Genomic DNA, 25,111 nt, shown 5'->3' on the forward strand with positions numbered 1-25,111 from the left:
CCGCTCTTTCCTTTGTAGACACCTAAGGTGGAACGCATGCGGAGTTTCCTGCGGCTGCGGCCGGTGCGCCACGTCGTCGTGACGAGCGCCGTGGCGCTGCTCGTGTGCGCGGCGGTGTTCGTGCTGCAGCTGCTGGAGTTCTCCCACGCGCAGGCCGAGGTCCGGGGCATCACGGCGCAGGCCACGGGCACCGTGGTGCGCGGCGGCGACGGTTCGGCGACCGTGCGCTTCCCGGTGGCTGGCGGGTCCGAGGCGACGGCCGACGTGCAGCTCGACAGCTCGGCGCCGAAGACCGGCACGAGCGTGCCCGTGCTGTACGACCCCGCGCAGCCCTCCCGCGCGCTGATCCGCGACGCCACCCCGATCGTGACCGCCGACCGCGCGACGACCTACGCCACGGTGACGGTGGTCGCGGCCGCCGCGGTGCTGGCCGTTGACCTCTTCCTGTTCTTCACGCGCTTCGTCCGGCCTGCGCGGGCCGCGGCGTCGACGTCACCGATCCCGGTGCGGCGGGTGAAGGTGCAACGCGGTCTGCTCACGCGGTCCTGGCTCGAAACCGAGACGGCGTCACCGCGCTGGATCCCCGTGTACTTCTCCCCCACCCTGATCGGCCTGGCCGCGCCGGCGAAGGTCGTGATCCGCGGCGACGTGCGCCGCGACCGGCTCGTCGCCGTCGAGGTGGGCGAGGAGCTGCTGTACTCGGCCGGCTCGGTGCGGGCCACCGAGCCGCGCGGCCGCCGCACCGACAACCCCGCCGAGCCGGACGAGGACCGCGCGCTCGCCGCGGCGCGCCCGGTGTCGCTGGCCCGCCAGTTCCGCGCCGACCTGCCGGTGCTGGCCGTCGCCCCGATCGTCGGGGCGTTCTGGGCTTTCGTCGACGGCAGCGGCTTCAGCGGCTGGCTCGTGGTCACCGTGCTCGTCGCCGCGTTCGGGTTCTGGTGGGCGGCGCTGCGCGGCTCCGACCCGTCAGTCTGAGCCCAGCTCCGCGAGGACGGCGGTCAGCTCGTCGTAGGAGTCCGCGAGCTGCTTCGCCTGGTCGAGGCGGTGGCGCTCCAGCCGCAGCGCACCGAGGTGCCGGGCGCGGTAGTAGAGCATGCGCCGCCGGGCCTCAGACGAGGTGTCGAGCGGGCCGTAGGCCTGCCAGAACTCGTCGCGCTCCGTGCCGGGTTTGGCCAGCGCCATGCGGATCGGCCAGTCGGCCGCCGGGTCGCCCCACCAGCTGCGGTCGTGGTCGTAGACGCCGGTGACGCGGAGGTCGTCGGCGAGCATCACGTTCACCGTCCACAGGTCACCGTGCAGCAGGCGCGGTTCGGCGACCTCGTCGAGCAGCGCCGAGTCGAGGGCGGCGAGCTTGCCGATCTCCCGCACGTCGGCGGCGTCGAGGCCGCGGTCCTCCAGGTCGAGCGCGGCGTCGGCGAAGAACGCGACCAGCGCTTCGCTCCACGTGGCGAAGTGCGGTCCCGCGACCGGACCGAAGCCGGGCCCGCGCACGTCGTGCACCAGGCGCGTGAGGCGGCCCAGCTCGTGGAAGAACGGCCCGCGCTCGGCCGGCGGGTGGCCGGGCAGGACGTCGGGCCCGGCGCGGCCGGTGAGCACGGCCTGCACCACGTAGTCGCGCGGGAGCACCTCGTGGGTGAAGTCGGCCGCGATCGTGCGCGGCAGCAGGTGCGCGATGGGCGCGAAGTAGGGCGCCGCGATGTACTCGTTGCGCATGAACTGCCACTCGGTCCGCGCCTGGCGCGCGGGCTCGGGGGCCACGCGCAGGATCACCGGCCCGTCGGCGAGCTCCACGCGATACGTCGTGTTGTAGCCGCCCCAGCCCAGCTCGGTCGCGGCGCGGACCACGGTCGCGGGCCCGAACACGCGCTGGCACACCGCTTCGATCTGCTCGGGGCCGAGCTGCTGCTGGAACGCCCCGATCGGGCGGTCGAGGGGGCGGAAGTCCATAGGCTCATCCTGGCAGCCCGGTGGCGGCGCCGATCACGAGTCTCACCCCGGCCGCTCAGGGCACCGCCAGGCCCTCGCGCCGCAGCGACTCCTCGACGCGCAGCCGTTCGAGATCGCGGTCGATGCCCTCGGGCAGCGACTCGAGCCGGTGCTCGACGCCGACCGCGCGGCAGGCCGTCTGGAGCAGCTCGTCGTAGGCCTGGCGGGTGCCGATGCGCCGGGCGGCCGGTGTGCCGGACGGGTAGGAGGCGAGCACGCGGTGCACCCGCCGCAGGTCCGCGGAGAGGCGTTCGACGGGCGGGCCCGCCGGGCGCGGCTGCTCGCGGCGGCGGTCGCGCAGCCAGCGGTAGACGGCGGGCACGCGCAGCGCGCACCAGAAGAGCGCCGAGGGGGCAATGCTGACCACGGCGAAGAGGACGAGAGGCCCGGCCACGCTGCCGGTCGCTTCGGCCACGCATCCAGTGTAAGCCGCGTCACAGGTGATCGCGCCGGCGTTTTCCGGTCTGTCCCGCGAACAGCACGGCCGCGCCCACCGCGAGCATCACGCCGCCGGCCGCGATGTGTAGCCGAGGGGCAGCAGGTGCAGCTGCACGAACCAGCTGGGGTTCGTCGAGCCGGCGACCCGGTGACGAGCCCGCCGGCCCCTGAATCACGAGCAGGAAGCCGAGGACCTCGGTCACGCGGTCACCTTCTCCTGCCGCGTCGGCTCGTCCTTCTTGCCGAACAGCTCGCGGTGCTGGAAGCCGTACGGGAGAACAGCGTGCGCGCGCTCGACGAGATACGGACGATGATCGGCCTGCTGCGCGCCGCGTCGGAGCGCGACGACGACGAGTACGAGACCACCGCCCACGCACAGCTCGCCGAGCTGTGCGGCTGGTGGAATCCGCGCGCGCCACGGGACGGAGGTCGTCGTGGAATCCCGAGTGGACTCCTCCGCCCGCCTGCCCGCCTCACCACGTACCGGATCGCGCAGGAAGCGCTCACCAAAGCGGTGAAGCACGCACCGGGCGGGCGGGCGGGTGGGTGGGTGGTGGACCTGCGCTACGACGGCGGCATGCTCACCGTCGAGATCGCCAACGAGCTGCGTTCGGCGGCCGCGCGCACCGGGAGCACGGTCACCGCGCCCTCGGGGCTCGACGACCTGACCGACCGCGAACGCGAGGTGCTGGGCTGCCGAGATCGGCACCCGCCTGCACATCGGCGAGACGACGGTGAAGACGCACGTGTCGCGTGTGCTCACGAAACTCGGCCTCCGTTCGCGGGTGCAGGCCGCGATCCTCGCCCAGGAAGGAGGGCGCCCACTGGACTTGAAGTCCGCGCCGAGCTGCCGATCTGCAGGCCGGCCGGTGAGCTTTTAACGTTCTTCCATGGGTGTGCGGAGAACGTTGGACGTGGACGAGGTCCTGAAGCGACAGGACTCGGGCGAGCTGAAGCGGCGGCTCAGGGGACGCGACCTGGTGGGGTTCGGCGTCGGGATCATCATCGGAACCGGGATCTTCACGCTCGCCGGCGTCGAGGCCAAGACCCACGCCGGGCCGGCGGTCACGCTGTCGTTCGTGATCGGCGCGATCGTGGCCGGGCTCGCGGCGCTCTGTTACGCCGAACTGGCCTCCAGCGTGCCGACGGCCGGCAGCGCCTACACCTACGCGTTCGCCACGCTCGGCGAGGTGTTCGCGTGGATCATCGGCTGGGACCTGCTGCTGGAGTTCGCGCTCGGCGCCGCCGTCGTGTCGCGCGGGTGGTCCGGGTACCTGGCGAACCTGCTCGGGTTGCCGCCCACCTGGTTCGGTGAGGACGCGAAGGTCAACATCGGCGCGGTGATCATCATCGCCGTGCTGACGGTGGTGGCCGTGCTGGGGATCAAGGAATCCGCGTGGCTCACCAACCTGCTGGTGTGCGTGAAGGTCGCGGTGTGCGTGCTCATCGTCGTGGTGGGCGTGTTCTTCATCAAGGGCGCCAACCTCACGCCGTTCATCCCGCCAGCGCAGCCGCCCTCGGGTGGCTCGGGCGTGTTGGAACAGCCAGTGGTGCAGGCCGCGCTCGGCCTCGAGCAGTCCGTGTACGGCATCGCGGGTGTCGTGACCGCCGCGGCCGTGGTGTTCTTCGCCTACACCGGGTTCGAAGCGCTGGCCAACCTCGGCGAGGAGACCGTCAACCCGCGCAAGGACCTGCGCGTGGGCATCCTCGGCGCGCTGGCCGTGTGCGCCGTGCTCTACATCGCCGTCTCGATCGTGCTCACGGGGATGATCCCGTTCACCGACATCGACACCGGCGCCCCGCTCGCGGCCGCGTTCGACAGCGTCGGCCAGCATTGGGTCGGCGCGCTGATCTCGCTCGGCGCGGTGACCGGCCTGACGTCGGTGATGATGGTCGAACTGGTGACCATCGGCCGCATCGGCTTCGCGATGGGCCGCGACGGCCTGCTGCCCAAGGCCATCGGCACCACCCACCCCCGCTGGGGCACCCCGCATCGCATGACCATCCTGGGCGCCGTGCTCATCGCGGTGCTCGCCGCGTTCGTGCCGATCTCCGCGCTGTCCGACATGGTCAGCATCGGCGCCCTCTCGGCGATGATCATCGTGGCGCTGGCCGTACCGGTGCTGCGCAAGCGCCGCCCGGACCTGAAGCGGCCGTTCAGCGTGCCGTTCTCCCCCGTGGTCCCGATCATCGCCGCCGTGGCGTGCTTCTACCTGATGCTGAACCTCGACGTGCTCACCTGGATCCGTTTTGCCGCGTGGCTCGTGCTGGGGCTGCTGATCTACTTCTTCTACGGCCGCAAGCACTCCCGCCTCGCACCGGACAAGCGGACCGAGTCGACCACCTAGACGAAGCCGGGCCGCAGGCCCGCGCCGGCGACCGCTTGGGCGAGCTCGCCGGCGTGGGCCGCGTCCGCGACGAGCAGCAGTACTCCCGAGGTGGCCAGTGCGGCCGTGACCCATTCCACCGGCTGGTCGTGGATCCCGTTGTCCCCCAGCACGGCGTAGGTGTCCACAACGGACAGCAGCGTGCCCTCCGCGCCGATCCGCACGCCGGCCACCAGAAGGTGGTGGTGGCCGGGCGGGCGCCACCGGTTCGTCCACAAGGGAGGGACGCCGCTGTGGAGGTAGTCGAGCAACGCGCGTTCCGGGGTGTCGGGTGAGCCCAGCTCGGCCGGGTCCAGCCGCGCGAGCACCGCCACGCGCGGCAGGTCCCACAGCGCCACCAGCAGGTCGACCAGCGCCCGCGGGGACCACTCCCCCACTGCCGGTACGACCCGCAACCGCTTGCCCGACAACGCTTCCACGGCGGCGGCCAGCGCTTCCGGCTCAGTACCCGCCGTCGCGGCGTCGCACGGGACGGGCAGCCGGAAGTCGTCGCGGTTCTTCGCCCCGGACGGCGGTTCGCCCGGCGCGCGCACAGTGCCGGCCGCCGCCGCGACCTCGTCCTGGTCCGCGACGGCGCAGCCGGCCGCCCGCAACACGGCCAGCGCCGCGAAGGCGGCCGAGAGCCCGTCCTTCTGCGGCAGCTCGGCGCGTGCTTCGGCGATGAGCCGCGCGGCGCCGGGCAACCAGTGCACGGCGGAGAGCTCGGCCACGCGGTCAGTACCGCCAAGCGTGGGCCGCGACGATTTCCTCCGGCGTGCGGTCCGCGGCCCACGCCGCGTCGGACGCGCGGACCGCGCGGAAAGCACCCAGCAGGTCGTCGCCGAGGGCGCCCGAGACGCGGGGCGACGCGAGCAGCGCCGCGGCCTGGTCGGCGGGGTTCGCGGGCAGCGGCAGGACGCCGCGGGTCTCGCGTTCGCCCGCCGTCCAGCCGCCCGGGTCCTCGGCGATCGGTTCGGGCAGTGGGGCGCGGTCCTCGATGCCGGCCATTCCGGCCGCCAGCACGACCGCCAGCGCGAGGTACGGGTTGGCCGACGCGTCGGAGGTCTTGAGCTCGACGTTCGCGTGGTCCGGGCCGAGTAGCGCCGAGTCCGGCACGTACCGCAGGGGCGCTTCGCGATTCTCCACGCCCCAGAACGCGTACGCGCCGGCGAAGTAGCCGGGGCGCAGCCGGAGCGTGGAGGGCACGCTCGGGGCCGTGACGGCCGTCAGGGCGGGCAGATCGCGCAGCAGGCCGCCGAGGTAGGCGGCACCCTCGCCGACGAGATCGCCGGGCCGGCCCTCCCCCGCGAGCAGGTTGCGGCCGCGGCGCCGCACGGAGGTGTGCAGGTGCCAGCCGTTGCCGGCCGCCGCGAGGCTGACCAGCGGCGCGAAGCTCACGGCGAGGCCGTGGGCGTGCGCAGCGGCGTGGATGGTCTGGCGGGCCAGGAGCTGGTCGTCCGCGGCCGACACCGGATCGGCGGCCGCCAGCGACAGCTCCAGCTGGGCCACGCCGTACTCGGCGTGCAGCTGGCCGATCTCCAGGCCGTTGGCGGCGAAGTCGTGCAGGAGGGTGGCGACGAACCCGTCGAGGCCGACGAGCGCGTGCGGGCTGTAGGCGGGACCGGGGTGCCCCGGAGCCGAGACGACATCGGTGCTGCCCGCGGGCGCCACGGCGAACTCGAGCTCGTAGCCGGCCCGGAATTCCAGCCCCCGGCGGCCGGCCTCCGCGACCTGGCGCTCCAGCACCGAGCGCTGGCAGTAGGGCCAGGGCGAGCCGTCGGCGGCGACCTGCCGCGCGGGCGCCCAGGCGAGCGCGGGCTGGCCGGCGAGGCGCCGCAGGCGTTCCAGCACCGGCACGAGGCGGATGTCGCCGGACGGCGTCGCCAGGCCCGTGTGGCCGTAGGTGATGGCGTCGTGGCTGTCGAACACGGCGAACAGCGAGGTCGCGCCCACGCCGCGGATGGCGGCGCCCGCGAGGCCGTGGATGGGCACGATGCGCGAGCGCGGAATGCCGTTGTTGTCGGCCCAGGAGAGGTGGACCCCGCGCACCCCGGACAAGGCCAGGTCCTTCGCGACCGCCGACGCCGCCTTGGTCATCGCCACCTCCGGGGGTTCGGGTCAGTATCGCGGCTCCGGCGAGGCATCGTCGACCGCGGGCTCGTCCCTGCGGCGCAGCGCGACCCCGGCGACCACCGCGAGCGTGCCCAGCGCCTCCGGCAGGCTCGGCACCTGCGCGAGCAGCACGTACCCCGTGACGCCGGCCGTGACCGGGAGCAGCGCCAGCAGCACCGCGAAGCCGGCTCGGCCCACGCGCCGCAGCACGAACTGGTCGAGTACGTAGGGCACCACCGTCGAAAGCACGCCCACGCCGATGCCGAGCAGCAGCATACGTGGCGAAGACCACACCTCACCCGTGCCGAGCGCCAGCGGCGAGAGCACGACGGTGGCCACGGCGAAGCCCACCGCGAGGCTGTCCACACCGTCGCCGGCCACCGCGACGCGCTTGCCCAGCACGATGTACCCGGCCCACGCGGCCGCGGCGGCCAGGGCGAACCCGACACCCAGCGCGCTGCCCTCCAGCCGCACGTCGGCGATCGCGACGACGCCGACGGTCACCAGCGCCAGCGCGCCGAGATCGCGGCGCGTCCGCGACCCCACGGCCGCCACGACCACGGGCCCGGCGAACTCCAGCGCCACGACCGTGCCGAGCGGGAGCCGGGCGATGGCCTCGTAGAAGGCCACGTTCATGACCGCGGTGACCACGCCGAACGCAGCGGCGAGCAGGAACCGCCGTCCCCGCCAGGCGGCGCGGGCGGGCCGGCGCCAGGCGAGCAGCACCACGGCGGCGCCCAGGCAGCGCAGCCAGGCCACTCCCGACGGCGAGGCGTGCCCGAAAAGCCCGACTGCGATGGCCGCTCCGGCATACATCGAAATTCCGCTGAGAACGAACAAGACCGGGGCCGGAATGGCCGGCGCACGTTTTCCGGATAGCACAGAACCCACTCGCGCATGGTGCCTGACCTCGGAAAACGGCTACGCACAGGCACCCTCGTCCTAAGGGGCGGGACGGGACTACGACAACTGGGGTAAATCGGCGTGACACAGGTCCCACCGGTGCGGGAACACTTGCGGGCGGCGAAACGTCTGGAACAGTGGAAGCACGAACACCACGGAGCCGGAGGCGATCCCGCCGAGGGCATCACTTCCGAAGTGGGCGTAGCTGGATCGAGGTACTGGGTCACCAGTACCGGGACGGAGGGAGACCCCCATGACATCACCCACGCTCACCCGCCCCGAATTGACCGCCGCCGACCGATGCGACCGGTGCGGGGCTGCGGCTCAGGTACGCGCCGTCCTCAGCTCCGGAGGTGAGCTGCTCTTCTGCGGGCACCACGCCCGTGAGCACGAGGCCAAGCTCAAGGAACTGGCCGCGGAGATCCAGAAGTAGGGGTCTCGAAGACCACGCCGAGACGAACTTCTCGGCCCCGGAGGCGGCAGGTGCCCGATGCACCTGCCGCCTTCGGCGTATCGAGGCCCATTCGCGGTGAAACCGGAACCCGGCGACTTCGCCGCTTGCAACTTCACGTTCTGCACCAGGTGCGGAATTGACAATTCCTGTCCGGTCCGAAACCGGACCGAAACCGAATACCGGGTACTTCCGTGGCAAACGCCACATCCGGCAATTCACCGCGGGTAATCGCCGGGCAGTCCGTGAACGGCACCGTGAAGGGCACCTCGGCGGCCGCCGAGGTGCCCTTCACGGAACTGCCTAGACCGTGTCGAGGACGACCTCGAACGCCACCTCGGCGGCGCCCAGCAGCTTCACGTCGGCGCCCAGCGCCGAGCTCACGATCCGCGTGCCGCCGACGGCCCGGCTCACCAGGCTGCGTCGGCGGACCTCGGCGCCCACGGAGCGGATCACCGACTCCGGCAGCACCGTGAGCAGGTCGCCCAGCACGACGAGCTGCGGGCCCAGCAGGTTGACCACGTTGACGAGGCCGAGCGTGAGCCACTCGGCGAACTCCGCGAGCCGCGTGAGGGCCGCCTCGGGGTCGCGGGCCAGCTCCCGCAGCTCGAACAGGATCGCGCCGCGTGCGGTGTCCTCCGGCAGACCCAAGGCCCGGCACAGGGCCGCCTCGCCGATCTCGGTCTCCCAGCAGCCACTGCTGCCGCAGTAGCAGGGTCGTCCGCCCGGGCGGACGACCATGTGGCCGATCTCCCCGACGTAGCCCGCGCCGCCCCGCAACGACGAGCCCTGGGCGATGACGCCGCCACCGACACCGACATCGGCGGACACGAACACGGCGTCGGACGATCCGCGGGCGGCTCCGCGCAGGTGCTCGGCGACGGCGCCGAGCTCGGCGTCGTTGCCGACCAGCACGGGGATGCGCAGCACGCTGGACAGACGCTCGCCGAGGGCGACGTCGGTCCAGCGCAGGTTCGGCGCCTCGTGCACGTGGCCGTCGGCGCGCCGCACGACCCCGGGCACCGACACCCCGACGGCCACGGGCGTGACCCCGAGGTCGCCGGCCAGCACGGCGGTCGACTCGATCACGTGCGTGATCACCTCGTCGGCCTCGCGCATCCGGCCGCGCAGGTTCCAGCTGTTGCGGCCGAGGATCTGGCCGCCCAGCCCCACGAGCGCGATCGCCACGTGCTCGACCTGCAGGTCGACCGCGAGCACGACCGCCGCGTGCGGCTGGGGCAGGACCAGGAGCGAGGGGCGGCCCGCCCCTCGTCCCGGCCTCGGCACCTTCTCCTCGACGACGCCCGCTTCTGCGAGCCCGTCGACGAGGGTCTTGATCGTGCTCCGGTTGAGGCCCAGCTCCGCCGCCAGGGTCGCCCGGGTGCTCGGTCCGCCGACGTGCAGCAGGCGGAGCAGGGTCGTGCGGTTGTGCCGGCGCACCTCGTCGGGTCGTGCGACGGACGAGCTCGTCACCGGCTTGACCGTGGCATCGGGCGTCAGCGTGCCGACGCAGCCGCTCGGCGCCGCGACAGCGCGTCGACGGTGGCCGCGAGCAGCAGGACGAGACCGGTGACGATGTTCACGACGGCCGCGGACTGCTGGAGCAGGCCCAGACCGTTGTTCACGATCGCCAACACGGCACCACCGATGACCGCGTCGATGATCCGGCCCTTGCCGCCGAACAGCGACGTACCACCGATGACCGCCGCGCCCACCGCGAACAGCAGCGTGTTCAGGCCACCGGACTGCGGGTTGACCGAGCCGATCTTCGACGAGTACACGATCGCGCCGATCGCCGCGAACGACGAGCTGATCACGAACACGCTGGTGCGCAGCTTCGCCACGTTGATACCGGCGCGACGGGCCGCTTCCTGGTTGCCACCGACGGCGTAGAGGTGCCGGCCGTACTTCGTGCGGTTGAGCACATAGGTGCCCGCGAACAGCAGCACCAGCACGATCGGGACGACGTACGGGACGCCGTCGATGACCACGGCCGCGTTGGACGAGCGGTCGATCGTCAGCAAGTACGTGGCGACGGCGGAGATCACCACGACCACGCCGACCTTGAACAGCACAATCGGTGTCGGCTGCACCACGAGGCCGCGTTTGAGCCGCGAGAAGTGCTGCCCCAGCGCGATGACCGCGTAACCACCGGCGGCGACGAGGAACATGATCCAGCTGCCCAGCACCGACAGGTTGCCGTTGGCCACCGCGTTGAGGGTGTCGCTCGTGCTGATCGGCAGCGTGCCGCCCTCACCGATGAACTGCAGGATCACGCCCTGCCACACGATGAACAGGGCCAGGGTCACGACGAACGACGGCATGCCGATCTTCGAGACGAGGAAACCGGTGATGCAGCCGATCGCGGTACCCGTGGTGATCGCGATGATCATCTCGAGCCACGCGTTCTGCGGAGCTCCGATCAGGATCACGATGATGCCGATGAGCGAGACCGCGGCCCCGGCCCAGATCCGCTGCAGCAGGGCGAGGATCACGGCGATCGCGAGCACCGCGATGAACGTGATGAAGACGCCGCCACCCATCGAGCCGAGCAGGTTGCCGTTGCGTACGTAGTGCAACGCCATCAGAGAGGCCGCCACACCGGAGGCGGTACCGGCCGACAGGTCGATCTCGCCGAGCAGCAGCACGAAGACGATGCCCATCGCGATGATCGTCTGGCCCGCGCCCTGCGAGAGCAGGTTCGCGATGTTGCGCAGGGTGAAGAAGTCGCTGGAGAGGGAGCTGAAGAGGATCGCGAGGACAATCACGCCGAGCACGGCGGGGACCGAGCCGAGCTGGCCGTCCTTCATCCGCGCGAAGTAGTCCTTGATCGCCTCACCCGTCGACATCGACGTGGTGTCGATGCCGAAGTCGGCGATCGCGTTCGCCGAGTCCGGCTTGGCGGGCTTGGCAGGGGTCTCAGTCATAACCGGTTCTTTCTCGTTGCTCACAGCACGACGTGTTCGGGGCGGGCCAGGCCGAGGTCACCCGACCGGCCGGAGGTGATCAGCTCGACCACCTGGTTGGTCGTCACGTCCTTGGTCTGGACCTCGGCGACCAGACGGCCCAGGTACAGCACGTCGATGCGGTCGGCGACCTCGAACACGTCGGCCATGTTGTGACTGATCAGCACGACACCGAGGCCCTGCTCGGCGAGGCGGCGGACCAGGTCGAGGACCTGCCGGGTCTGGGCGACACCGAGGGCCGCGGTCGGCTCGTCGAGGATCACGACCTTGCTGTTCCACAACACCGACTTCGCGATGGCCACGGTCTGGCGCTGTCCACCGGAAAGCGCGGAGACGGGCGTGCGCACCGACTTCACGGTGCGCACCGACAGCGAGGCCAGCGTTTCCCGCGCGGCCTTCTCCATGCTCGCCTCGTCGAGCAGCCAGCTGTTGCCGCGTTCGCGGCCGAGGAACATGTTCTGGACGATGTCGAGGTTGTCGGCCAGCGCGAGGTCCTGGTAGACGACCTCGATGCCGAGCTCGGCCGCGTCCTTCGGGCTGTGGATGTGGACTTCCTGGCCGTTGAACCGCACGGTTCCCGTGTCGTACGGGTGGATGCCGGCGATGCACTTGACCATCGTCGACTTGCCGGCGCCGTTGTCGCCGACGAGCGCGGTCACTTCACCCGCCCGTACGGCGAAGTCCACGTCGTGCAGGACGTGGACCGGGCCGAAGCTCTTGTTCAGGCCTTTGATGTCGAGAATGGGCTCGCTCATGGGATTCGCATATCTCTCGCGTGGGTACCGGGCCGGGACGCGTCGTCGGGGTACGCGTCCCGGCCCGGCTGCTGGGTTGGTGCTACGCGGAACGGATCAGCTGATGCCGTACTGGGTGCACTTGGCGGCGACGTCGCCGGTGCAGACGTCGGACGCCTTGACGTAGCCCTGCTGGATGACCGTCTTGACGTCGTTCACCGTGATCAGGGTCGGCGCGAGCAGGACCGACTTGATGTCGCGGTTGTTCTTCGGGTCGTGCAGGGTGCCCGTGGCGATTGCGTCGGCAGCGGCCTTGTCGTTCTTGGCCAGTGCCGCAGCCAGCTTCGCGGTGTTGTCGGCTTCCTGCTTGATCGGCTTGAAGATCGTCAGGAGCTGGTCGCCGCGCAGGATGGCCTGCAGGCCGGCCGCGGTGGCGTCCTGGCCCGTGACCGGGACCTTGCCGTTGAGGCCGTTCTTCTTCAGCACGGTGATGACCGCGCCGGCGAGCTCGTCGTTCGCCGCCACGACACCGTCGACCTTGTTGCCGACGCGGGTCATGATCTGCTCGAAGGTCGTGCCACCGACCTGCGGGTCCCAGTCGTTGATCGGCTGCTTCTGGACCAGCGTCAGCGCGCCCGACTGGTACAGCGGCTTGAGGACCTTGTCGTGACCGTCGCCGAACAGGGTCGCGTTGTTGTCGGTCGGGGCGCCCTCGAGCTGGACGACCGCGGCACCCTTCTTGTCCTTCAGCGCGTCGGCCATGCCCTGCCCCTGCAGCTCGCCGACCTTCTCGTTGTCGAACGAGACGTAGTAGTCGGCCGAACCGCCGAGGCTCGGGCGGTCGTAGTCGATGACCGGGATGCCCGCGGTCTTCGCCTTGGCCTCGATCGCGGCACCGACGGCCGGGTCGGACGGGGCGATGATCAGGACCTTTACGCCCTGGCTGATGAAGCCGTCGGCGAGGGTCGAGAACTTCTGGTTGTCACCCTGGGCGTTCTGGATGTCGGCGCTGAAGCCCTGGGCCTGGAGAGCGGCCTGGAGCATCGGCTTGTCGAACGCCTCCCACCGGGCGGAGGTGGCGGTCTCGGGCAGGATCACGCCGACCTTGCCGTTCGCGCCGCCGCCGGCGGGGGCGGAGGCCGAGCCGGAGGCGGAGCTGTCCCCCGTGCCCCCGGAGTTCGAGTTGGCACCGCACGCGGTCAGCACCAGGCCGGCGCTCACCGTGGCGGCAAGGAGGGTAAGGGTTCTGCTGCGCATCCTCGTTCCTTCCGGATCATGCTCGCGGGGCGGTGATCCGGAAGACCCGGCGCACCGACGCGCATATGTTGTGGCCGACAACATATGCCGCTGAGCAGCTTCGCGGAAGATAGCTGGATCGATTAAATGACACCAATTGGACACGGTTCGGCAACACAACCAGACCACAGCCCGGAAAGGGTAAATCCACTGACGGAGTGATCGCCAGTGCGCACCGAGCGTGACGACATCGACTTCGCTGACTCTTCGTGAGCCGAACGCCCCTCGGCGCCCCAGCGGAGTCCCCCGGACACGTTCGGTGCACAAATTCCGTTACGCGCGGCCGATCCACGCGCCACGGTCAACCGGGCAGGATTCGGGCGTCGACCGGGCCGTCCCGCTCCCCGCCCCCGGACGGTCGCGCGGGCCCTCGAACGGAGCAAGCCTCACCAGGAACGCAGCGTGACGATCCGCTCTTCGAGCTGCTCCACGGTCGCCATGGCGGTCGGCGGGCCGCCGCACACCCTGCGTAGCTCGTTGTGGATCGCGCCGTGGGCCTTCTTCGTGCGGTGGTGGTAGACGCCGACCAGCGCGTTGAGCTCCTTGCGCAGCGAGCCGAGGCGCTCGCTCACCGACTGGGGCCGCGCGGGCGCCGGAGCGGCCTTCTCGGCCTCCGGCTTGCGGCGCTTCTCGTCGGAGAGCTGCTCCTCCTGCCGCTTGCGCAGCAGGGCGCGGACCTGGTCCGGTTCGAGCAACCCGGGCAGGCCGAGGTACTCCTGCTCCTCGTCGGAGCCGGAGAAGACGGCGGTCCCGAACGAGTTGCCGTCGTAAATCACCTGATCGAGCTCGGCCGAAGCGCCGAGCGAGGTGAACGCCTTCTCCTCTTCGCCCGGTTCGTCCTCCGTGCGGTTGGCCTGGGCGAGCAGCTCGTCTTCCCAGCCGTCCTTCTCGCGGTGGGGTTTGCCGAGCACGTGGTCGCGCTGTGCCTCCAGCTCGCTGGCGAGCTCCAGCAGCACGGGCACGCTGGGCAGGAAGACGCTCGCCGTCTCACCCTTCTTGCGGGCCCGCACGTAGCGGCCGATGGCCTGGGCGAAGAACAACGGGGTCGAGGCACTGGTGGCGTACACGCCGACCGCCAGGCGCGGCACGTCGACGCCTTCGGAGACCATGCGGACGGCCACTATCCAGCGCTCGTTGGTCTCCGAGAACTCCTTGATCCGGCCCGACGCCTTCGGGTCGTCCGACAACACCAGCGTCGGCATCTCCCCCGAGATGCGCTGCAGGATCTTTGCGTACGCGCGCGCCGACTCCTGGTCCGTCGCGATCACCAGACCGCCCGCGTCCGGCACGCCTTGGCGGACCTGCGACAGCCGCGTGTCGGCCGCCTGCAGGACGGCGGGGATCCACTCGCCCGCCGGGTCCAGCGCGGTGCGCCACGCGCGGGCGTTCTGCTCGGCCGTGAGCGGCTCGCCCAGCCGCGCGGTGAACTCCTCCCCCGCGCTGGTCCGCCACGACGCCTCGCCCGAGTAGGCCAGGAACACGACCGGCCGGACCACGCCGTCGGCCAGCGCGTCGGCGTAGCCGTACGAATGATCGGCCTTGCTGCGCTGGAAGCCGCCCGCGTCGGGCTCGTAGGTCACGAACGGGATGGCCGAATCGTCGCTGCGGAACGGGGTCCCGGTCAGCGCCAGCCGTCGGCGAGCGGGGGTGAACGCCTCGCGCACCGCGTCACCCCACGACTTCGCGTCGCCGCCGTGGTGGATCTCGTCGAGGATGACCAGCGTCTTGCGGTTCTCGGTGCGCACGCGGTGCAGCGTCGGGTGCGCGGCGACCTGCGCGTAGGTGACGGCGACGCCGAGGTAGTCCGACGAAGTGACACCCGTGGTGTTGCGGAAGTTCGAGTCGATCGGGATCCCGGCCGCCGCGGCCGAGGCCGCCCACTGGTGCTTGAGGTGCTCGGTCGGCGTGACGATCGTGACCGCCTCGATGGTGCGGTCCGACAGCAGCTCGGCGGCGATGCGGAGACCGAACACGGTCTTGCCGGCGCCGGGCGTCGCGACCGCGAGGAAGTCCTTTGGCTTGCTCGAGAGGTACTTCGTGAGCGCCCGGCGCTGCCATGCGCGCAGCGGACGCGCGGTGGTGTCCTGCTCGGCGGGTGGTGCCCCGAGGACCCCCTGCGTCGTCGTCTCGGACAACCTCGCTCACCCCCTCCCCAGGCCGCGAGTCGCGGCCGTGACGTGCGAAAACCCCCACTGTGGTACCGGCTTCGACGCCGGCGACTGCGGTGAGGGCACTTCGGGCAGCTTACCTTCCGGGCGCCGCGGCGCCCGGCACCGCCACGGGTGATGTCCCCCGACACACCCGGCGAGGGGACCCGCGACGAGCCAAATCACCGCGAATGGACCATGCTGGGACCCACCATGGGTGAGGTGAGACCGGACGCCGAGACGGCGACGGCGACGAAGACGGCGCGCAAAGGGCCGTGGCGCCTCACCACGCGCACCTTCGCCAAGGCGTGGGACGGCAACATCTTCTCCGAGGCGGCCGAAGCGGCGTTCTGGCAGACGCTCTCGCTCCCGCCCCTGCTGCTCGGGCTGCTGGGCAGCCTCGGCTTCGTCGGCGAGTGGTTCGGCCAGGGGGTCGTCACGGCCGTGCACGACCGAATCATCACGTTCTCCCGGACCATCTTCAGCACCAATGCGGTGCAGGAGATCATCGAGCCGACGGTGAACAGCATCCTCACCGTCGGCAAGGGCGAGATCGTGTCGGTGGGCTTCGTCATCTCGCTGTGGGCGGGCTCGTCGGCGATGTCGTCGTTCGTCGACGCCATCACCGTCGCCCACGACCAGTACGGCGTGCGCAACGAGGTGTGGCAACGGATCTTCGCGCTGCTGCTGTACCTGTGCGGGCTCGTGATCCTCGTCGTCGGGCTGCCGCTGCTGGCGATCGGGCCGGACCTGCTGCCGGAGTTCTTCCCCGTGGCCTGGCGCGGCACGGTGTCGGCGTGGGTCGGCACCCTCTACTACCCCGTGCTGGGCGTGATGATCGTGCTCGCGCTGACCACGCTGTACAAGCTGGCGCTGCCGCGGCGGCTGCCCTGGCACCGCGGGCTGCCCGGCGCGGTGCTCGCGATGCTCGTGTTCCTCGTCTCCAGCATCGGGTTGCGCATCTACCTCAACTGGATCACTAAGACCGGCTACACCTACGGCGCGCTCGCCGCGCCGATCGCGTTCCTGCTGCTGATGTTCTTCATCGGCCTGGCCGTGGTCTTCGGCGCCTACTTCAACAGCGCGATCCAGGAACTGTGGCCCGCCAAGGCGACCCGGCGCCAGCGCCGCAAGTGGCGCCGGCTCGAGATGGAGCGGGCCAACGAGCGCATGCGCGCCGAGGAAGGGCGCAAGCTCTGGGACCGCACCACGATCCCGTTGCGTCGCCCCAAACGCGCCGCGGACTCCGAACCCGAAGAGCCGCACGAAGAAGCGGTTCCGGACGAGGACGCGGCGGGCGAGCTGCCCGACCGGCCCGGTCACGACGCCGTGCGCAAGCTGCCGTGAAGGGCACCCCTGTTCCGTAGAGGTGCGCTTCACGAACCGGATCACTGCTGCCGGAACCGCCAGGTCTTGCTGTCCACGGCGATGCAGACGCCCGGCGACATCACGATCACGCGCAGGGTGTTGTCGCGCTCGTCGAAGTCGATGCCCTCGACCTCGAAGGTGCCGCTGCACCCGCTCTGCAGCGGCAACTGGCCCAGCGACGTGATGTGGCCGGTCACGTCGGAGCCCGAGAGCGGCCCGTCGAGGTCGACCTGCAGGAGCGGCTTGGTGGTGCCGAAGAGGCTGCCGCCGGGGTCGTCGGAGGCGCACATCAGCCGTGTGGCCGTGACGAAGTCGCAGCCCTGCACGTCGCGGACCTGGTGGTCCAGGCGGATCGCGGACGCGTAGGGCAGGTTCTGCGCCGGGTCGGTGAACGCCACGCCGGGCATCGGGTGCACGAGGAGGCGGTCCATCGTTCCCCACTCGCCGGCCACCAGCCAGCGCGCGTCGGGCGAGACGGCGGCGAACGAGTTGTTGCTCGCCTCCCACGGCTCCAGCGCGTGCTGGTAGTCGGTCTGCGTGCCGTCGGGCGCCTGCACGCGGAAGAGCTTCGCGCCGCGATCGTCGCGCTGGTAGGGCTCCACGTACCAGCCCTGCGCCGAGCCCGGGTCGCCGACGTGGTTCCAGCCCTGCACGGCCAGCCCGACGTCGACCGTGGCGACGCCGGTGTAGCGGATGGTGGTGCCCGACGGGCGGACGATCGTGGCGAGGCCCTGGCTCTCGTCGAGCGGGCGGGCGCGGTCGGACCCGACGGCGGTCCACCCGGTGACGGCCTGGGCGAGTCCCGGCACGGCGGCCGCGAGCACCACGACGAGAGCGAGGACGATCCCGGTTCTGCGCATGTGGAGCTCTCCTGCTGCGGGAAGGAACTGGCGGGATCGCAGATCTACCAGTTCTTTCCCGGCTCCACAGCCAACGGGTGAATGATTTTCAAGTTTGTTCGCCCGGACGTGCCTGCGCGGCCACGCCCGGGGCGCGGGTCAGGGGTTGGGCAGAGATAGCGCCGGCGACCGGCGGCTTCGGACGTCGGCAGTTCGCGGGCCGGTGCACCACGAGCACGGCCGACGCACCCACGTCAGGCCTCGCCCGACGGCTCGGGTCGGGCGGGAACGTTCACCCGGGCGAGTCGAGCGGCCGTTCGAGCGCACGCCGACAGCCGGCCCCGCGCCGGCGACTTGTTCGCCCGGACGTGCCTGCGCGGCCACGCGCGGGGCGGGTCGTCGAGGCCTGCTCGTCGTGGTTAGGAGTCCTCTCCGGGGCGAAGGCCGTCGTAGATCTCCTTGCAGGCCGGGCAGACCGGGGAACCCGGCTTGGGCGACTTCGTGACCGGGAAGACCTCGCCGCAGAGCGCCACCACGTGCGTGCCCATGACCGCGCTCTCGGCGATCTTGTTCTTGCGCACGTAGTGGAACATCTTCGGGGAGTCGTCGTCGGTCGACTCGGTGCTGTCGGTCTCCGGCTTCGTCAGCGTCTCGGTGCTCACGCGTCCATCATGCCTCAGTCGCGCGGGTGCCGGAATCACCGGCCGCGGGACTATCGTCAGTACACCCACGGGCACGGAGGGCGGGAGCCGCGTCATGGACGGACCGACCGCGACCAGGCCGCACATGCCGGGCTACGGCATCGCACCCGCTTCGGCCGGGCTGCTGCCGTGGCACTGGGCGGACGAACGGCTGCGCACCTCCCACGACTACTGGCTTGCCACCGTCACCCCCGCGGGCCTGCCGCACCTCATGCCCGGTGGGCCGTGTGGACCGGCGAGCTGCTGTGGTTCTCCTCGTCGCTGCGCTCGGTGAAGGCGCGCAACGTCGCCGCCGGCTCGGCCGTGTCCGTCGCGACGGAGGATCCCGAAGAGCCCGTGGTGCTCAGCGGCACGGCCGAGCTCGTCGCCGACGCGGACGAGATCCGCGAGTTCCTCGACGCGATGAACGCCAAGTACGAGACGGTGTACGGGACCGACTTCCTCGACCCGGCTGTGAACGCGTCCGTGCGGGTGCGGCCTGAGACAGTGTTCGCCTTGCGGGAGAAGGACTTCACGACTTCCCCGACGCGCTGGGAGTTCTCCCGGTGACGGCCTGGGGCGTCGCGGTCGCACACGTGGGCGGCGACGAGGACGTGGCCCGCGAAGCCTGGCGCGACCTCGAAGCGCGCTACGGCGAACCACACCGGCACTACCACGACCTCGCCCACGCCGCGGCCGTCGCGCGCGACGGTGCGCAGCTCGCCGCCGAAGGCGGTCTCGGTCCGGACGAATGCGCCGCCGTCGCGCTGGCCGCGTGGGCGCACGACGTGGTCTACGACGCCGTGCCGGGCGAGGACGAACGCGCGAGCGCCGCCTGGCTGCGCCACTGGCTCACCCGGGCGGGCGCCGCGCGCAGCACGTCGCGCGAGCCGAGGCCCTCGTGCTCGCCACCGCGGCCCACGAAGCACCGGAAGACGACGGAGCGGCCACCGCGCTGCTCGACGCCGATCTCGCGATCCTCGGCGCGACCCGCGCGACCTACGCCGGGTACGCCGCCGCGGTGCGCCGCGAATACGCGCAGTACGACGAGGGGGCGTGGGCCGCCGGGCGGGCCGCGGTGCTCGCGAACCTGCTGGCCCGGCCGCTGCTGTACCGCAGCGAAACCGCGCGGGCACGCTGGGAGACGGCCGCGCGGCGCAACCTGGCGGCCGAGCTGACCCGCTGGCGGGAGCACGCCGGCGATCGCCGATGATGTCCGTCCGTGACCACACAACTCTTCCTCCACGAGGAGGTCGCCTCGGCGTTGCGTGACGGCCACCCCGTCGTCGCCCTCGAGAGCACCATCCTGTCGCACGGGCTGCCCCACCCCCGCAACCTCGACGTCGCCCACCGCCTCGAGCGGGTGGTGCGCGACGGCGGCGCCGTGCCGGCCACGATCGCCGTGCTCGACGGACGTCCGGTGATCGGCCTGTCGCCCGCGGAGCTGGAGCGCGTGTGCGCGCCGGACGCCGGGCTGGACAAGCTCTCGCTGCGCGACCTGGGCCCGGCCGTCGGCCTCGGCCGCTCGGGCGCGACGACCGTGGCCGGCACGTCGGCGCTGGCCGCCGCGGCCGGGATCGGCGTCTTCGCCACCGGCGGCCTCGGCGGGGTGCACCTCGGTGCGGCGCAGAGCTGGGACGTGTCCGCAGACCTCGGCGTGCTCGCGAAGGTGCCGACGGTCGTGGTGTGCTCCGGTGTGAAGTCCGTGCTCGACATCGCGGCGACGCTGGAGGTGCTGGAGACCAACTCCGTGCCGGTGCTCGGCTACCGCACCGACGAGTTCCCCGCGTTCTACCTCCGCTCGTCGGGCCACCCGGTGGCCTGGCGCGTGGACGACGCGAAGGAAGCCGCCGCGGTGATCGCCGCGCACCGCGCGTACGCGAATTCCGGGGTGCTGCTGACGAACCCGATCCCGGAAGAGTCCGAAATGGACCGTGACCAGCACGACCGGCTACTGGCCGACGGGCTCGCCAAGCTGCGCGACGGCGGCGTGCACGGCTCCGACGTGACACCTGTGCTGCTGGAGCACTTCCACACCGCGAGCGGCGGCGTGAGCATCGACGCCAACGAAGCCCTCGTGCTCGACAACGCCAAGCTCGCCACCGAGGTCGCCGTGGCGCTGGCGGTGCGCGCGTGACCGGCATCGTGGTGGTCGGCGACGCCGGCCTCGACGTGGTCGCCCGCCACGACGAACCGCTCCCCCACGGCGGCGACGCGCGCGCGCAGATCCGCTTCACCGGCGGCGGCGCGGGCGCGAACACCGCGCTGTGGCTGCGTTCCCTGGGCGCCGACACCACGCTGGTGGCCCGCATCGGCGACGACTCCGGCGGCCGGCTGATCAAGGCCGAGCTGGAGGCGACAGGCGTGCGCTGCGCGTTCGCGGTCGACCCCGAGGCGGCCACGTGCTGCGTCGTCGTGATGGTGGACGCCGAAGGACAGCGCAGCATGCTCGCCGATCGCGGCGCGAACAAGCAGTTCCGGCCCGAGGACGTGACGCCCGAGGCGCTCGCGGGCGCGAGCCACCTGCACCTGTCGGGCTACGTGCTGCTCGACCCGTCGTCGCGGCCCGCGGGACTCGCGGCGCTGTCGGCGGCAAAGGAGGCCGGGCTCACCACGTCGGTCGACCCGCAGGCGGCGGCGCACATCCACGACCCGGCGGCGTTCCTCGACGACGTGCGCGGCACCGACCTGCTCATGCCCAACACCGAGGAGCTGGTGGCGCTCACGGGTTCGGCCGATCCGCTGTCGGCGAAGGAACTGCTCGGCACCGTCGGCGCGGTCGTGGTGACGGCGGGCCTCGGCGGCGCCGCGTGGGTCGACGCCCACGGCGTGACCACCGTGCCGGCGGTCGAGGCCGAGTGCGTGGACTCCACGGGCGCGGGCGACGCGTTCGACGCGGGGGTGCTCACCACGTGGCTCGCCGGGCAGTCCACTGTGGACGTCCTGCGCGCGGGGACACGGCTGGGTGCGCTGGCCGTGAGCCGCGTCGGCCCCCAGCCCTGAGCCTGAAAAACCCGTGGGTGCCGCCGCCGGTTCTCGCCGGCGGCGGCACCCACGAGCGGGCTTCAGCCGTCGATCACCCGGTGTTCGCGGTTCTCGATCTGCTTCGCCTCCCGCTCGTAGCGGTTGACGTTCTTCGCCTTGCGCGGCGGCCGGTCGTTGGCGATCAGCACCGCGATCCACGGGAGCGGCACGGAGATCACGAGGAACGTGACCGCCAGCCACCACGTGTGGTAGGTCAGCCCGGCCAGGATCAGGCACGGAATGCGGCACACCATCATGATGATGTACTTCTTCTTGCGCGCGGCCAGCTGATCGTCGTAGGACGGTTCTGCCTCGGTGATGAGCACCGGGGCCGGGCGGGGATCGGAACCTTGGGCGGGCTCGTTCACAGCACCACCTCCACCCCTCATGCTCCCACTCCGGGCCGTCATCCGACACCCGGGCCGGACATCCGCGACAACGCGGCGACGACGAGCGTCTCCACACCCGCGCGCAGCGTCGGGTGCGGGACCGGCGCGAAGCGCGGCGAGTGGTTCGACGGGATGTCGGTCTCGAAGCGGCCCTCGGTCATCGCCGTGATCACCTCCTGCGGGTCGAGGCCCCCGACCAGCCAGAACACCGACGGCACCCCGGCCGCCGCGCCGAACTCGCCGAAGTCCTCGCTGCCGGTCACGAGCGGCGCCGGCAGCACGGTGCCGTCGTCGAAGTGCCCGCGGAACACCTCGGTGAGCTCGTCGGAAGCGGTGTCGTCGTTCGAGGTCGCCGGGTAGGAGCTGAGCAGCTCGATCGTCGGCGGCTTCGGCGCGTTCGCGGCCACGGCCTCGGCGTTCACGATGCGTTCGATGGCGGTGCGCAGCCGCAGCAGCACCCCGTCGTCGAAGGCGCGAGTGTTGACCTCGAGCACGGCGTCGTCGGCGATGACGTTGCCGACCGAGCCGACGTGCATCGAGCCGACGGTGACCACCGCCGGCTCGGTGGCCGCGACCTCGCGGGAGACCACGGTCTGCAGCTTCAGCACCACCGACGCCGCCATCACGGCCGGGTCGACGGTGGTCTCGGGCCGTGAACCGTGGCCGCCGCGCCCGTGCAGCGTGATGCGCAGCGTGTCGGAGGCCGCCATGAGCACACCCGGCCTGGTGAGGACCCAGCCGGCGGGACCGGGCGCGAGGTGCTGGCCGAAGACCACGTCGGGTCGCCCGGCGAGGTCGAACAGGCCGTCGGCGATCATCTCGGCCGCCCCGCCGTTGCCCTCTTCCGCGGGCTGAAACACGGCCAGCAGCGTCCCGGACCACACCTCGCGCGCGGCGGCGAGCAGGCTCGCCGCGCCCGAGAGCCAGGTGGCGTGCATGTCGTGGCCGCAGGCGTGCATCACGGGCACGTCGTTGCCCGACTCGTCGACGCCGCGCGCGGTGCTCGCGTACGCGAGGCCGGTCTTCTCCTCGACCGGCAGCGCGTCGATGTCGGCGCGCAGCATCACCGTGGGGCCTTCGCCGTTGCGCAGCACCCCGACCACGCCGGTGCGGCCGACGCCGGTGTGGACCTCGAACCCGTCGGCCGCGAGCCGGCGCGCCAGCTCGGCCGCGGTGCGGGTCTCGGCGAACGCCAGCTCGGGGTGGCGGTGGAAGTCGACGTAGAGCGCCTCCAGGCCGGGCAGGGCCGCGGCGAGGGGAGCGAGGACACGGTCGACGGGCTGGGAGGTCACGGAATCCATCGTGGCAGGCTTACCCACCGTGAGCACGAACACGCCTCTGCCCGACCTGTCCGACGACGTCTGCGCGCGGTTGCGCGAGGCCTTCCGGCGCGCCGGTTACGACGCCGACGGGGTGGTCGACGCCCTCGGCGGCGCGGCCCACGCTGCGCTCGGCCGCGGCGAGCCCGAGCCCGCCCGGCGCGCGAGCCTCGACGCGGGAGACCTCGGCACGCTCGTGCGACTGTTCCTGCTCGGCCTCACCGAGCCCGAAAAGTCCGTTACGTCCGCTTTTTCGCCGCTGACACCGGAAGCCGCCGTCGCGGCGGGGATCCTCGCGGCCGACACCGACGGGTACAAGGCAGCCCTCGACATCCGCCCGCACGGCGACGAGGAGGGCTCCTGGTGGGTGGTGGCCGACCTCGACGCCGACATGCTCGGCCACGTCGTACCCGAGGACCACGTGCTCGGTGTCGGGCACGCGTCGCTGAGCCTCATCCGCGCCACCAGCCGGCGCCCGGTCGGCACGCTGCTCGACCTCGGCACCGGTAACGGAGTGCAAGCCCTGCACGCCACGCGCCACGCGCAGCGGGTGACGGCCACGGACGTCTCCGCGCGGGCGCTCGCGCTGGCCGCCGGCACGTTCCGGCTCAACGAGCTCGACGTGGAACTGGTGCGCGGCGAGTGGTTCGCGCCGGTCGCGCGGCGCCGGTTCGACCAGATCGTGTGCAACCCGCCGTTCGTGGTCGGACCACCGCGCGTGGACTACACCTATCGCGACTCGGGCCTGGCCGGCGACGACGCCAGCGCGCTCGTCGTCCGCCAGCTGCCGGGGTTCCTCAACGACGGCGGCACCGGGCAGCTGCTGGCCTCCTGGCTGCACACGGGCGGTGAGGACTGGGCCGATCGGGTGGCGCGCTGGCTGCCGCCGGAGACGGACGCGTGGTTCGTGCAGCGCGACGTCGCCGACCCCGCGCTGTACGTGGGCACCTGGCTGCGCGACGAGGGCATCGACCCCCGCTCACCCGAAGGCCGGGTGAAGGCCGCCGCGTGGCTCGACTGGTTCACCGAGAACCGCGTGCAGGGCATCGGCTTCGGCTTCGTCACGCTGCGCCGCACGGCGGGGAAGACGCCGACCGTGGTGTGCGAAGACCTGCGCCAGGCCTACGACGACCCGCTGGGCCCGGAGGCGGCGAACTGGCTCGACCGCGTCGACTGGCTGCGCACGCACGGCGACGAGCTCATGGGCACCGCCTTCCGCGTGCCCGACAGCGTGCTGCTGGAACGCGTCGACTCCCCCGGCGACGAGGGCTGGGAGACCAGCGTGCGGCGTCTGCACCGCACCGACGGGCCCGGATGGCAGCACGAGGTCGACGAGCTCGCCACGCGGCTGCTGGCCGGCTGCCGGGGCGTGCTGGCGCTGGAGGACCTCGTGGAGCTGCTGGCGGCCGCGCAGGGCCTCGACCCGGCGGAGCTGGCCGCGGCCGCGCTGCCCGTGGTGCGTGAGCTCGTGCGGCACGGGATGCTCTTGCCGGCTACGGCTTCCCTTTCACAGTGAGGGCCGTCGCGGCGCGCGTCACCCGGGCGAGTGTGACTGTCGACGGAGAGGTGACGGGCGCGCTCGAAGAACCGGGGCTGTTGGTGCTACTGGGAATTCATGCCGACGACGATCGGGCGAAAGCGGCGACGATGGCGCGCAAGCTCCACGAACTGCGGATCCTGCGCGACGAGCAGTCCTGTGCGACCACGGGCGCGCCGTTGCTGGTGGTGTCCCAGTTCACGCTCTACGGCGACACGCACAAGGGCCGGCGGCCGTCCTTTGTCGCCGCCGCGCGCCCGGCCGTGGCCGAGCCCCTGGTGGACGCCGTGGTGCAGGAGTTGCGTGACCGTGGGGCATCCGTGGCCACCGGGCGCTTCGGCGCGATGATGGCGGTGGAGAGCGTGAACGACGGTCCGTTCACCGTTATCGTAGAGGTCTAGACCACTTTCACTCTGCCGCTCTCGGTGCCCGGGAACGTAACCGGGCGCCGAGTGGTTCACCCCCTGCGCGGATTCTCATGAAATTCTCATGATTATTCCCGCTGTGGCTTGCTTCTCAGCAAAAGCTCAGTTTTGGTGGAGCAACCAGGCGACGG

26 protein-coding genes and 1 pseudogene are annotated in these 25,111 nt (G+C 71.6%); 12 read left to right on the plus strand and 15 right to left on the minus strand.

Annotation, left to right across the window (positions count from 1 at the left end):
• Positions 1-36 precede the first annotated feature (36 nt).
• Entirely contained in the window at positions 37-975 is a 939-nt protein-coding gene (locus tag AB0F91_RS11435) for a DUF3592 domain-containing protein (protein WP_360596861.1), read from the plus strand.
• On the opposite strand, the gene AB0F91_RS11440 is transcribed toward AB0F91_RS11435, so the two are convergent.
• The 3 genes from AB0F91_RS11440 to AB0F91_RS11450 are packed head-to-tail and all read right to left on the minus strand — an operon-like array spanning position 967 to position 2,627.
• Complete coding sequence (locus AB0F91_RS11440; protein WP_360596862.1) at positions 967-1,947, minus strand: aminoglycoside phosphotransferase family protein; 981 nt, start codon at positions 1,945-1,947, stop codon at positions 967-969. The genes AB0F91_RS11435 and AB0F91_RS11440 overlap by 9 nt on opposite strands.
• A 55-nt stretch (positions 1,948-2,002) precedes the next feature.
• Positions 2,003-2,401 (minus strand): hypothetical protein, encoded by a 399-nt coding sequence (locus AB0F91_RS11445; RefSeq protein ID WP_360596864.1) that lies wholly within the window; start codon positions 2,399-2,401, stop codon positions 2,003-2,005.
• Between the two features lie 19 nt (positions 2,402-2,420).
• Positions 2,421-2,627 (minus strand): hypothetical protein, encoded by a 207-nt coding sequence (locus tag AB0F91_RS11450; RefSeq protein ID WP_360596866.1) that lies wholly within the window; start codon positions 2,625-2,627, stop codon positions 2,421-2,423.
• Positions 2,628-3,079: 452 nt separating this feature from the next.
• On the opposite strand from AB0F91_RS11450, the pseudogene AB0F91_RS11455 reads away from it, so the two are divergent.
• Positions 3,080-3,305, plus strand: a pseudogene (locus tag AB0F91_RS11455) (helix-turn-helix transcriptional regulator); the annotation flags it as partial.
• Between the two features lie 9 nt (positions 3,306-3,314).
• Positions 3,315-4,772 carry an amino acid permease gene (locus tag AB0F91_RS11460; RefSeq protein ID WP_360596867.1) on the plus strand — a complete coding sequence of 486 codons (1,458 nt, stop codon included), beginning with the start codon at positions 3,315-3,317 and terminating at the stop codon, positions 4,770-4,772.
• On the opposite strand, the gene AB0F91_RS11465 is transcribed toward AB0F91_RS11460, so the two are convergent.
• Genes AB0F91_RS11465 through AB0F91_RS11475 form a run of 3 tightly spaced genes read right to left on the minus strand, consistent with a single transcriptional unit; the run spans position 4,769 to position 7,718 of the window.
• Positions 4,769-5,521, minus strand: coding sequence for a hypothetical protein (locus AB0F91_RS11465; protein ID WP_360596869.1), 753 nt, complete (start codon positions 5,519-5,521; stop codon positions 4,769-4,771). The two genes, AB0F91_RS11460 and AB0F91_RS11465, sit on opposite strands and share 4 nt — an antisense overlap.
• Before the next feature lie 4 nt (positions 5,522-5,525).
• On the minus strand, positions 5,526-6,887 hold the full coding sequence (locus AB0F91_RS11470; protein ID WP_360596871.1) for a glutamine synthetase family protein: 1,362 nt from the start codon (positions 6,885-6,887) through the stop codon (positions 5,526-5,528).
• A 21-nt stretch (positions 6,888-6,908) separates the two neighbouring features.
• Positions 6,909-7,718: an EamA family transporter gene (locus tag AB0F91_RS11475; RefSeq protein ID WP_360596873.1), complete on the minus strand. Its 810-nt coding sequence runs from the start codon at positions 7,716-7,718 to the stop codon at positions 6,909-6,911.
• Positions 7,719-8,058: 340 nt separating this feature from the next.
• On the opposite strand from AB0F91_RS11475, the gene AB0F91_RS11480 reads away from it, so the two are divergent.
• Complete coding sequence (locus tag AB0F91_RS11480; RefSeq protein WP_204090267.1) at positions 8,059-8,238, plus strand: hypothetical protein; 180 nt, start codon at positions 8,059-8,061, stop codon at positions 8,236-8,238.
• 321 nt (positions 8,239-8,559) lie between these two features.
• Here AB0F91_RS11480 and AB0F91_RS11485 read toward each other — a convergent pair whose 3' ends face one another.
• The 5 genes from AB0F91_RS11485 to AB0F91_RS11505 all read right to left on the minus strand — a co-directional run bounded on the left by AB0F91_RS11485 (position 8,560) and on the right by AB0F91_RS11505 (position 15,387).
• Complete coding sequence (locus tag AB0F91_RS11485; RefSeq protein WP_360597098.1) at positions 8,560-9,696, minus strand: ROK family transcriptional regulator; 1,137 nt, start codon at positions 9,694-9,696, stop codon at positions 8,560-8,562.
• A 56-nt stretch (positions 9,697-9,752) separates the two neighbouring features.
• The gene (locus tag AB0F91_RS11490) at positions 9,753-11,183 is read right to left on the minus strand and encodes an ABC transporter permease (RefSeq protein ID WP_360596875.1); all 1,431 of its coding nucleotides are present in this window, start codon (positions 11,181-11,183) and stop codon (positions 9,753-9,755) included.
• A 20-nt stretch (positions 11,184-11,203) separates the two neighbouring features.
• Positions 11,204-11,977, minus strand: coding sequence for an ATP-binding cassette domain-containing protein (locus AB0F91_RS11495; protein ID WP_360596877.1), 774 nt, complete (start codon positions 11,975-11,977; stop codon positions 11,204-11,206).
• Positions 11,978-12,073: 96 nt separating this feature from the next.
• Positions 12,074-13,213 carry a substrate-binding domain-containing protein gene (locus tag AB0F91_RS11500; RefSeq protein ID WP_360596878.1) on the minus strand — a complete coding sequence of 380 codons (1,140 nt, stop codon included), beginning with the start codon at positions 13,211-13,213 and terminating at the stop codon, positions 12,074-12,076.
• 425 nt (positions 13,214-13,638) lie between these two features.
• On the minus strand, positions 13,639-15,387 hold the full coding sequence (locus AB0F91_RS11505) for a DEAD/DEAH box helicase (protein WP_360596880.1): 1,749 nt from the start codon (positions 15,385-15,387) through the stop codon (positions 13,639-13,641).
• Positions 15,388-15,612: 225 nt separating this feature from the next.
• Here AB0F91_RS11505 and AB0F91_RS11510 point away from each other — a divergent pair, with 225 nt between their 5' ends.
• The gene (locus AB0F91_RS11510) at positions 15,613-16,746 is read left to right on the plus strand and encodes a YihY/virulence factor BrkB family protein (protein ID WP_360596882.1); all 1,134 of its coding nucleotides are present in this window, start codon (positions 15,613-15,615) and stop codon (positions 16,744-16,746) included.
• A 41-nt stretch (positions 16,747-16,787) separates the two neighbouring features.
• On the opposite strand, the gene AB0F91_RS11515 is transcribed toward AB0F91_RS11510, so the two are convergent.
• Both AB0F91_RS11515 and AB0F91_RS11520 read right to left on the minus strand, forming a co-directional pair.
• Positions 16,788-17,627 (minus strand): hypothetical protein, encoded by an 840-nt coding sequence (locus AB0F91_RS11515; protein ID WP_360596884.1) that lies wholly within the window; start codon positions 17,625-17,627, stop codon positions 16,788-16,790.
• Between the two features lie 398 nt (positions 17,628-18,025).
• On the minus strand, positions 18,026-18,268 hold the full coding sequence (locus tag AB0F91_RS11520; RefSeq protein WP_360596885.1) for a DUF3039 domain-containing protein: 243 nt from the start codon (positions 18,266-18,268) through the stop codon (positions 18,026-18,028).
• 94 nt (positions 18,269-18,362) lie between these two features.
• Here AB0F91_RS11520 and AB0F91_RS11525 point away from each other — a divergent pair, with 94 nt between their 5' ends.
• From AB0F91_RS11525 to AB0F91_RS11545, 5 genes are all read left to right on the plus strand, one after another.
• Positions 18,363-18,581: a hypothetical protein gene (locus AB0F91_RS11525; RefSeq protein ID WP_360596886.1), complete on the plus strand. Its 219-nt coding sequence runs from the start codon at positions 18,363-18,365 to the stop codon at positions 18,579-18,581.
• A complete protein-coding gene (locus tag AB0F91_RS11530) occupies positions 18,533-18,856 on the plus strand; it encodes a pyridoxamine 5'-phosphate oxidase family protein (protein ID WP_360596887.1) in 324 nt (107 codons plus the stop codon). Before AB0F91_RS11525 ends, AB0F91_RS11530 begins: the two co-directional genes overlap by 49 nt.
• Positions 18,857-19,187: 331 nt before the next feature.
• On the plus strand, positions 19,188-19,499 hold the full coding sequence (locus AB0F91_RS11535; protein ID WP_360596889.1) for a hypothetical protein: 312 nt from the start codon (positions 19,188-19,190) through the stop codon (positions 19,497-19,499).
• Between the two features lie 9 nt (positions 19,500-19,508).
• Positions 19,509-20,423 (plus strand): pseudouridine-5'-phosphate glycosidase, encoded by a 915-nt coding sequence (locus AB0F91_RS11540; protein WP_360596890.1) that lies wholly within the window; start codon positions 19,509-19,511, stop codon positions 20,421-20,423.
• Positions 20,420-21,289 (plus strand): sugar kinase, encoded by an 870-nt coding sequence (locus AB0F91_RS11545; protein ID WP_360596892.1) that lies wholly within the window; start codon positions 20,420-20,422, stop codon positions 21,287-21,289. Before AB0F91_RS11540 ends, AB0F91_RS11545 begins: the two co-directional genes overlap by 4 nt.
• Positions 21,290-21,351: 62 nt before the next feature.
• Here AB0F91_RS11545 and AB0F91_RS11550 read toward each other — a convergent pair whose 3' ends face one another.
• Positions 21,352-21,699, minus strand: coding sequence for a DUF3099 domain-containing protein (locus AB0F91_RS11550; protein ID WP_360596894.1), 348 nt, complete (start codon positions 21,697-21,699; stop codon positions 21,352-21,354).
• Positions 21,700-21,716: 17 nt separating this feature from the next.
• Positions 21,717-23,000, minus strand: a complete 1,284-nt coding sequence (locus AB0F91_RS11555) for an amidohydrolase (protein WP_360596896.1) — start codon at positions 22,998-23,000, stop codon at positions 21,717-21,719.
• Positions 23,001-23,019: 19 nt separating this feature from the next.
• Between AB0F91_RS11555 and AB0F91_RS11560 the strand changes: the two genes are divergently transcribed.
• Positions 23,020-24,534 (plus strand): class I SAM-dependent methyltransferase, encoded by a 1,515-nt coding sequence (locus AB0F91_RS11560; RefSeq protein ID WP_360596898.1) that lies wholly within the window; start codon positions 23,020-23,022, stop codon positions 24,532-24,534.
• Positions 24,531-24,956: a D-aminoacyl-tRNA deacylase gene (dtd, locus tag AB0F91_RS11565; protein WP_360596900.1), complete on the plus strand. Its 426-nt coding sequence runs from the start codon at positions 24,531-24,533 to the stop codon at positions 24,954-24,956. Before AB0F91_RS11560 ends, dtd begins: the two co-directional genes overlap by 4 nt.
• Positions 24,957-25,111: the final 155 nt, after the last annotated feature.

The sequence above is a fragment of the Amycolatopsis sp. NPDC023774 genome, assembly GCF_040639695.1.
GTDB lineage: Bacteria > Actinomycetota > Actinomycetes > Mycobacteriales > Pseudonocardiaceae > Amycolatopsis.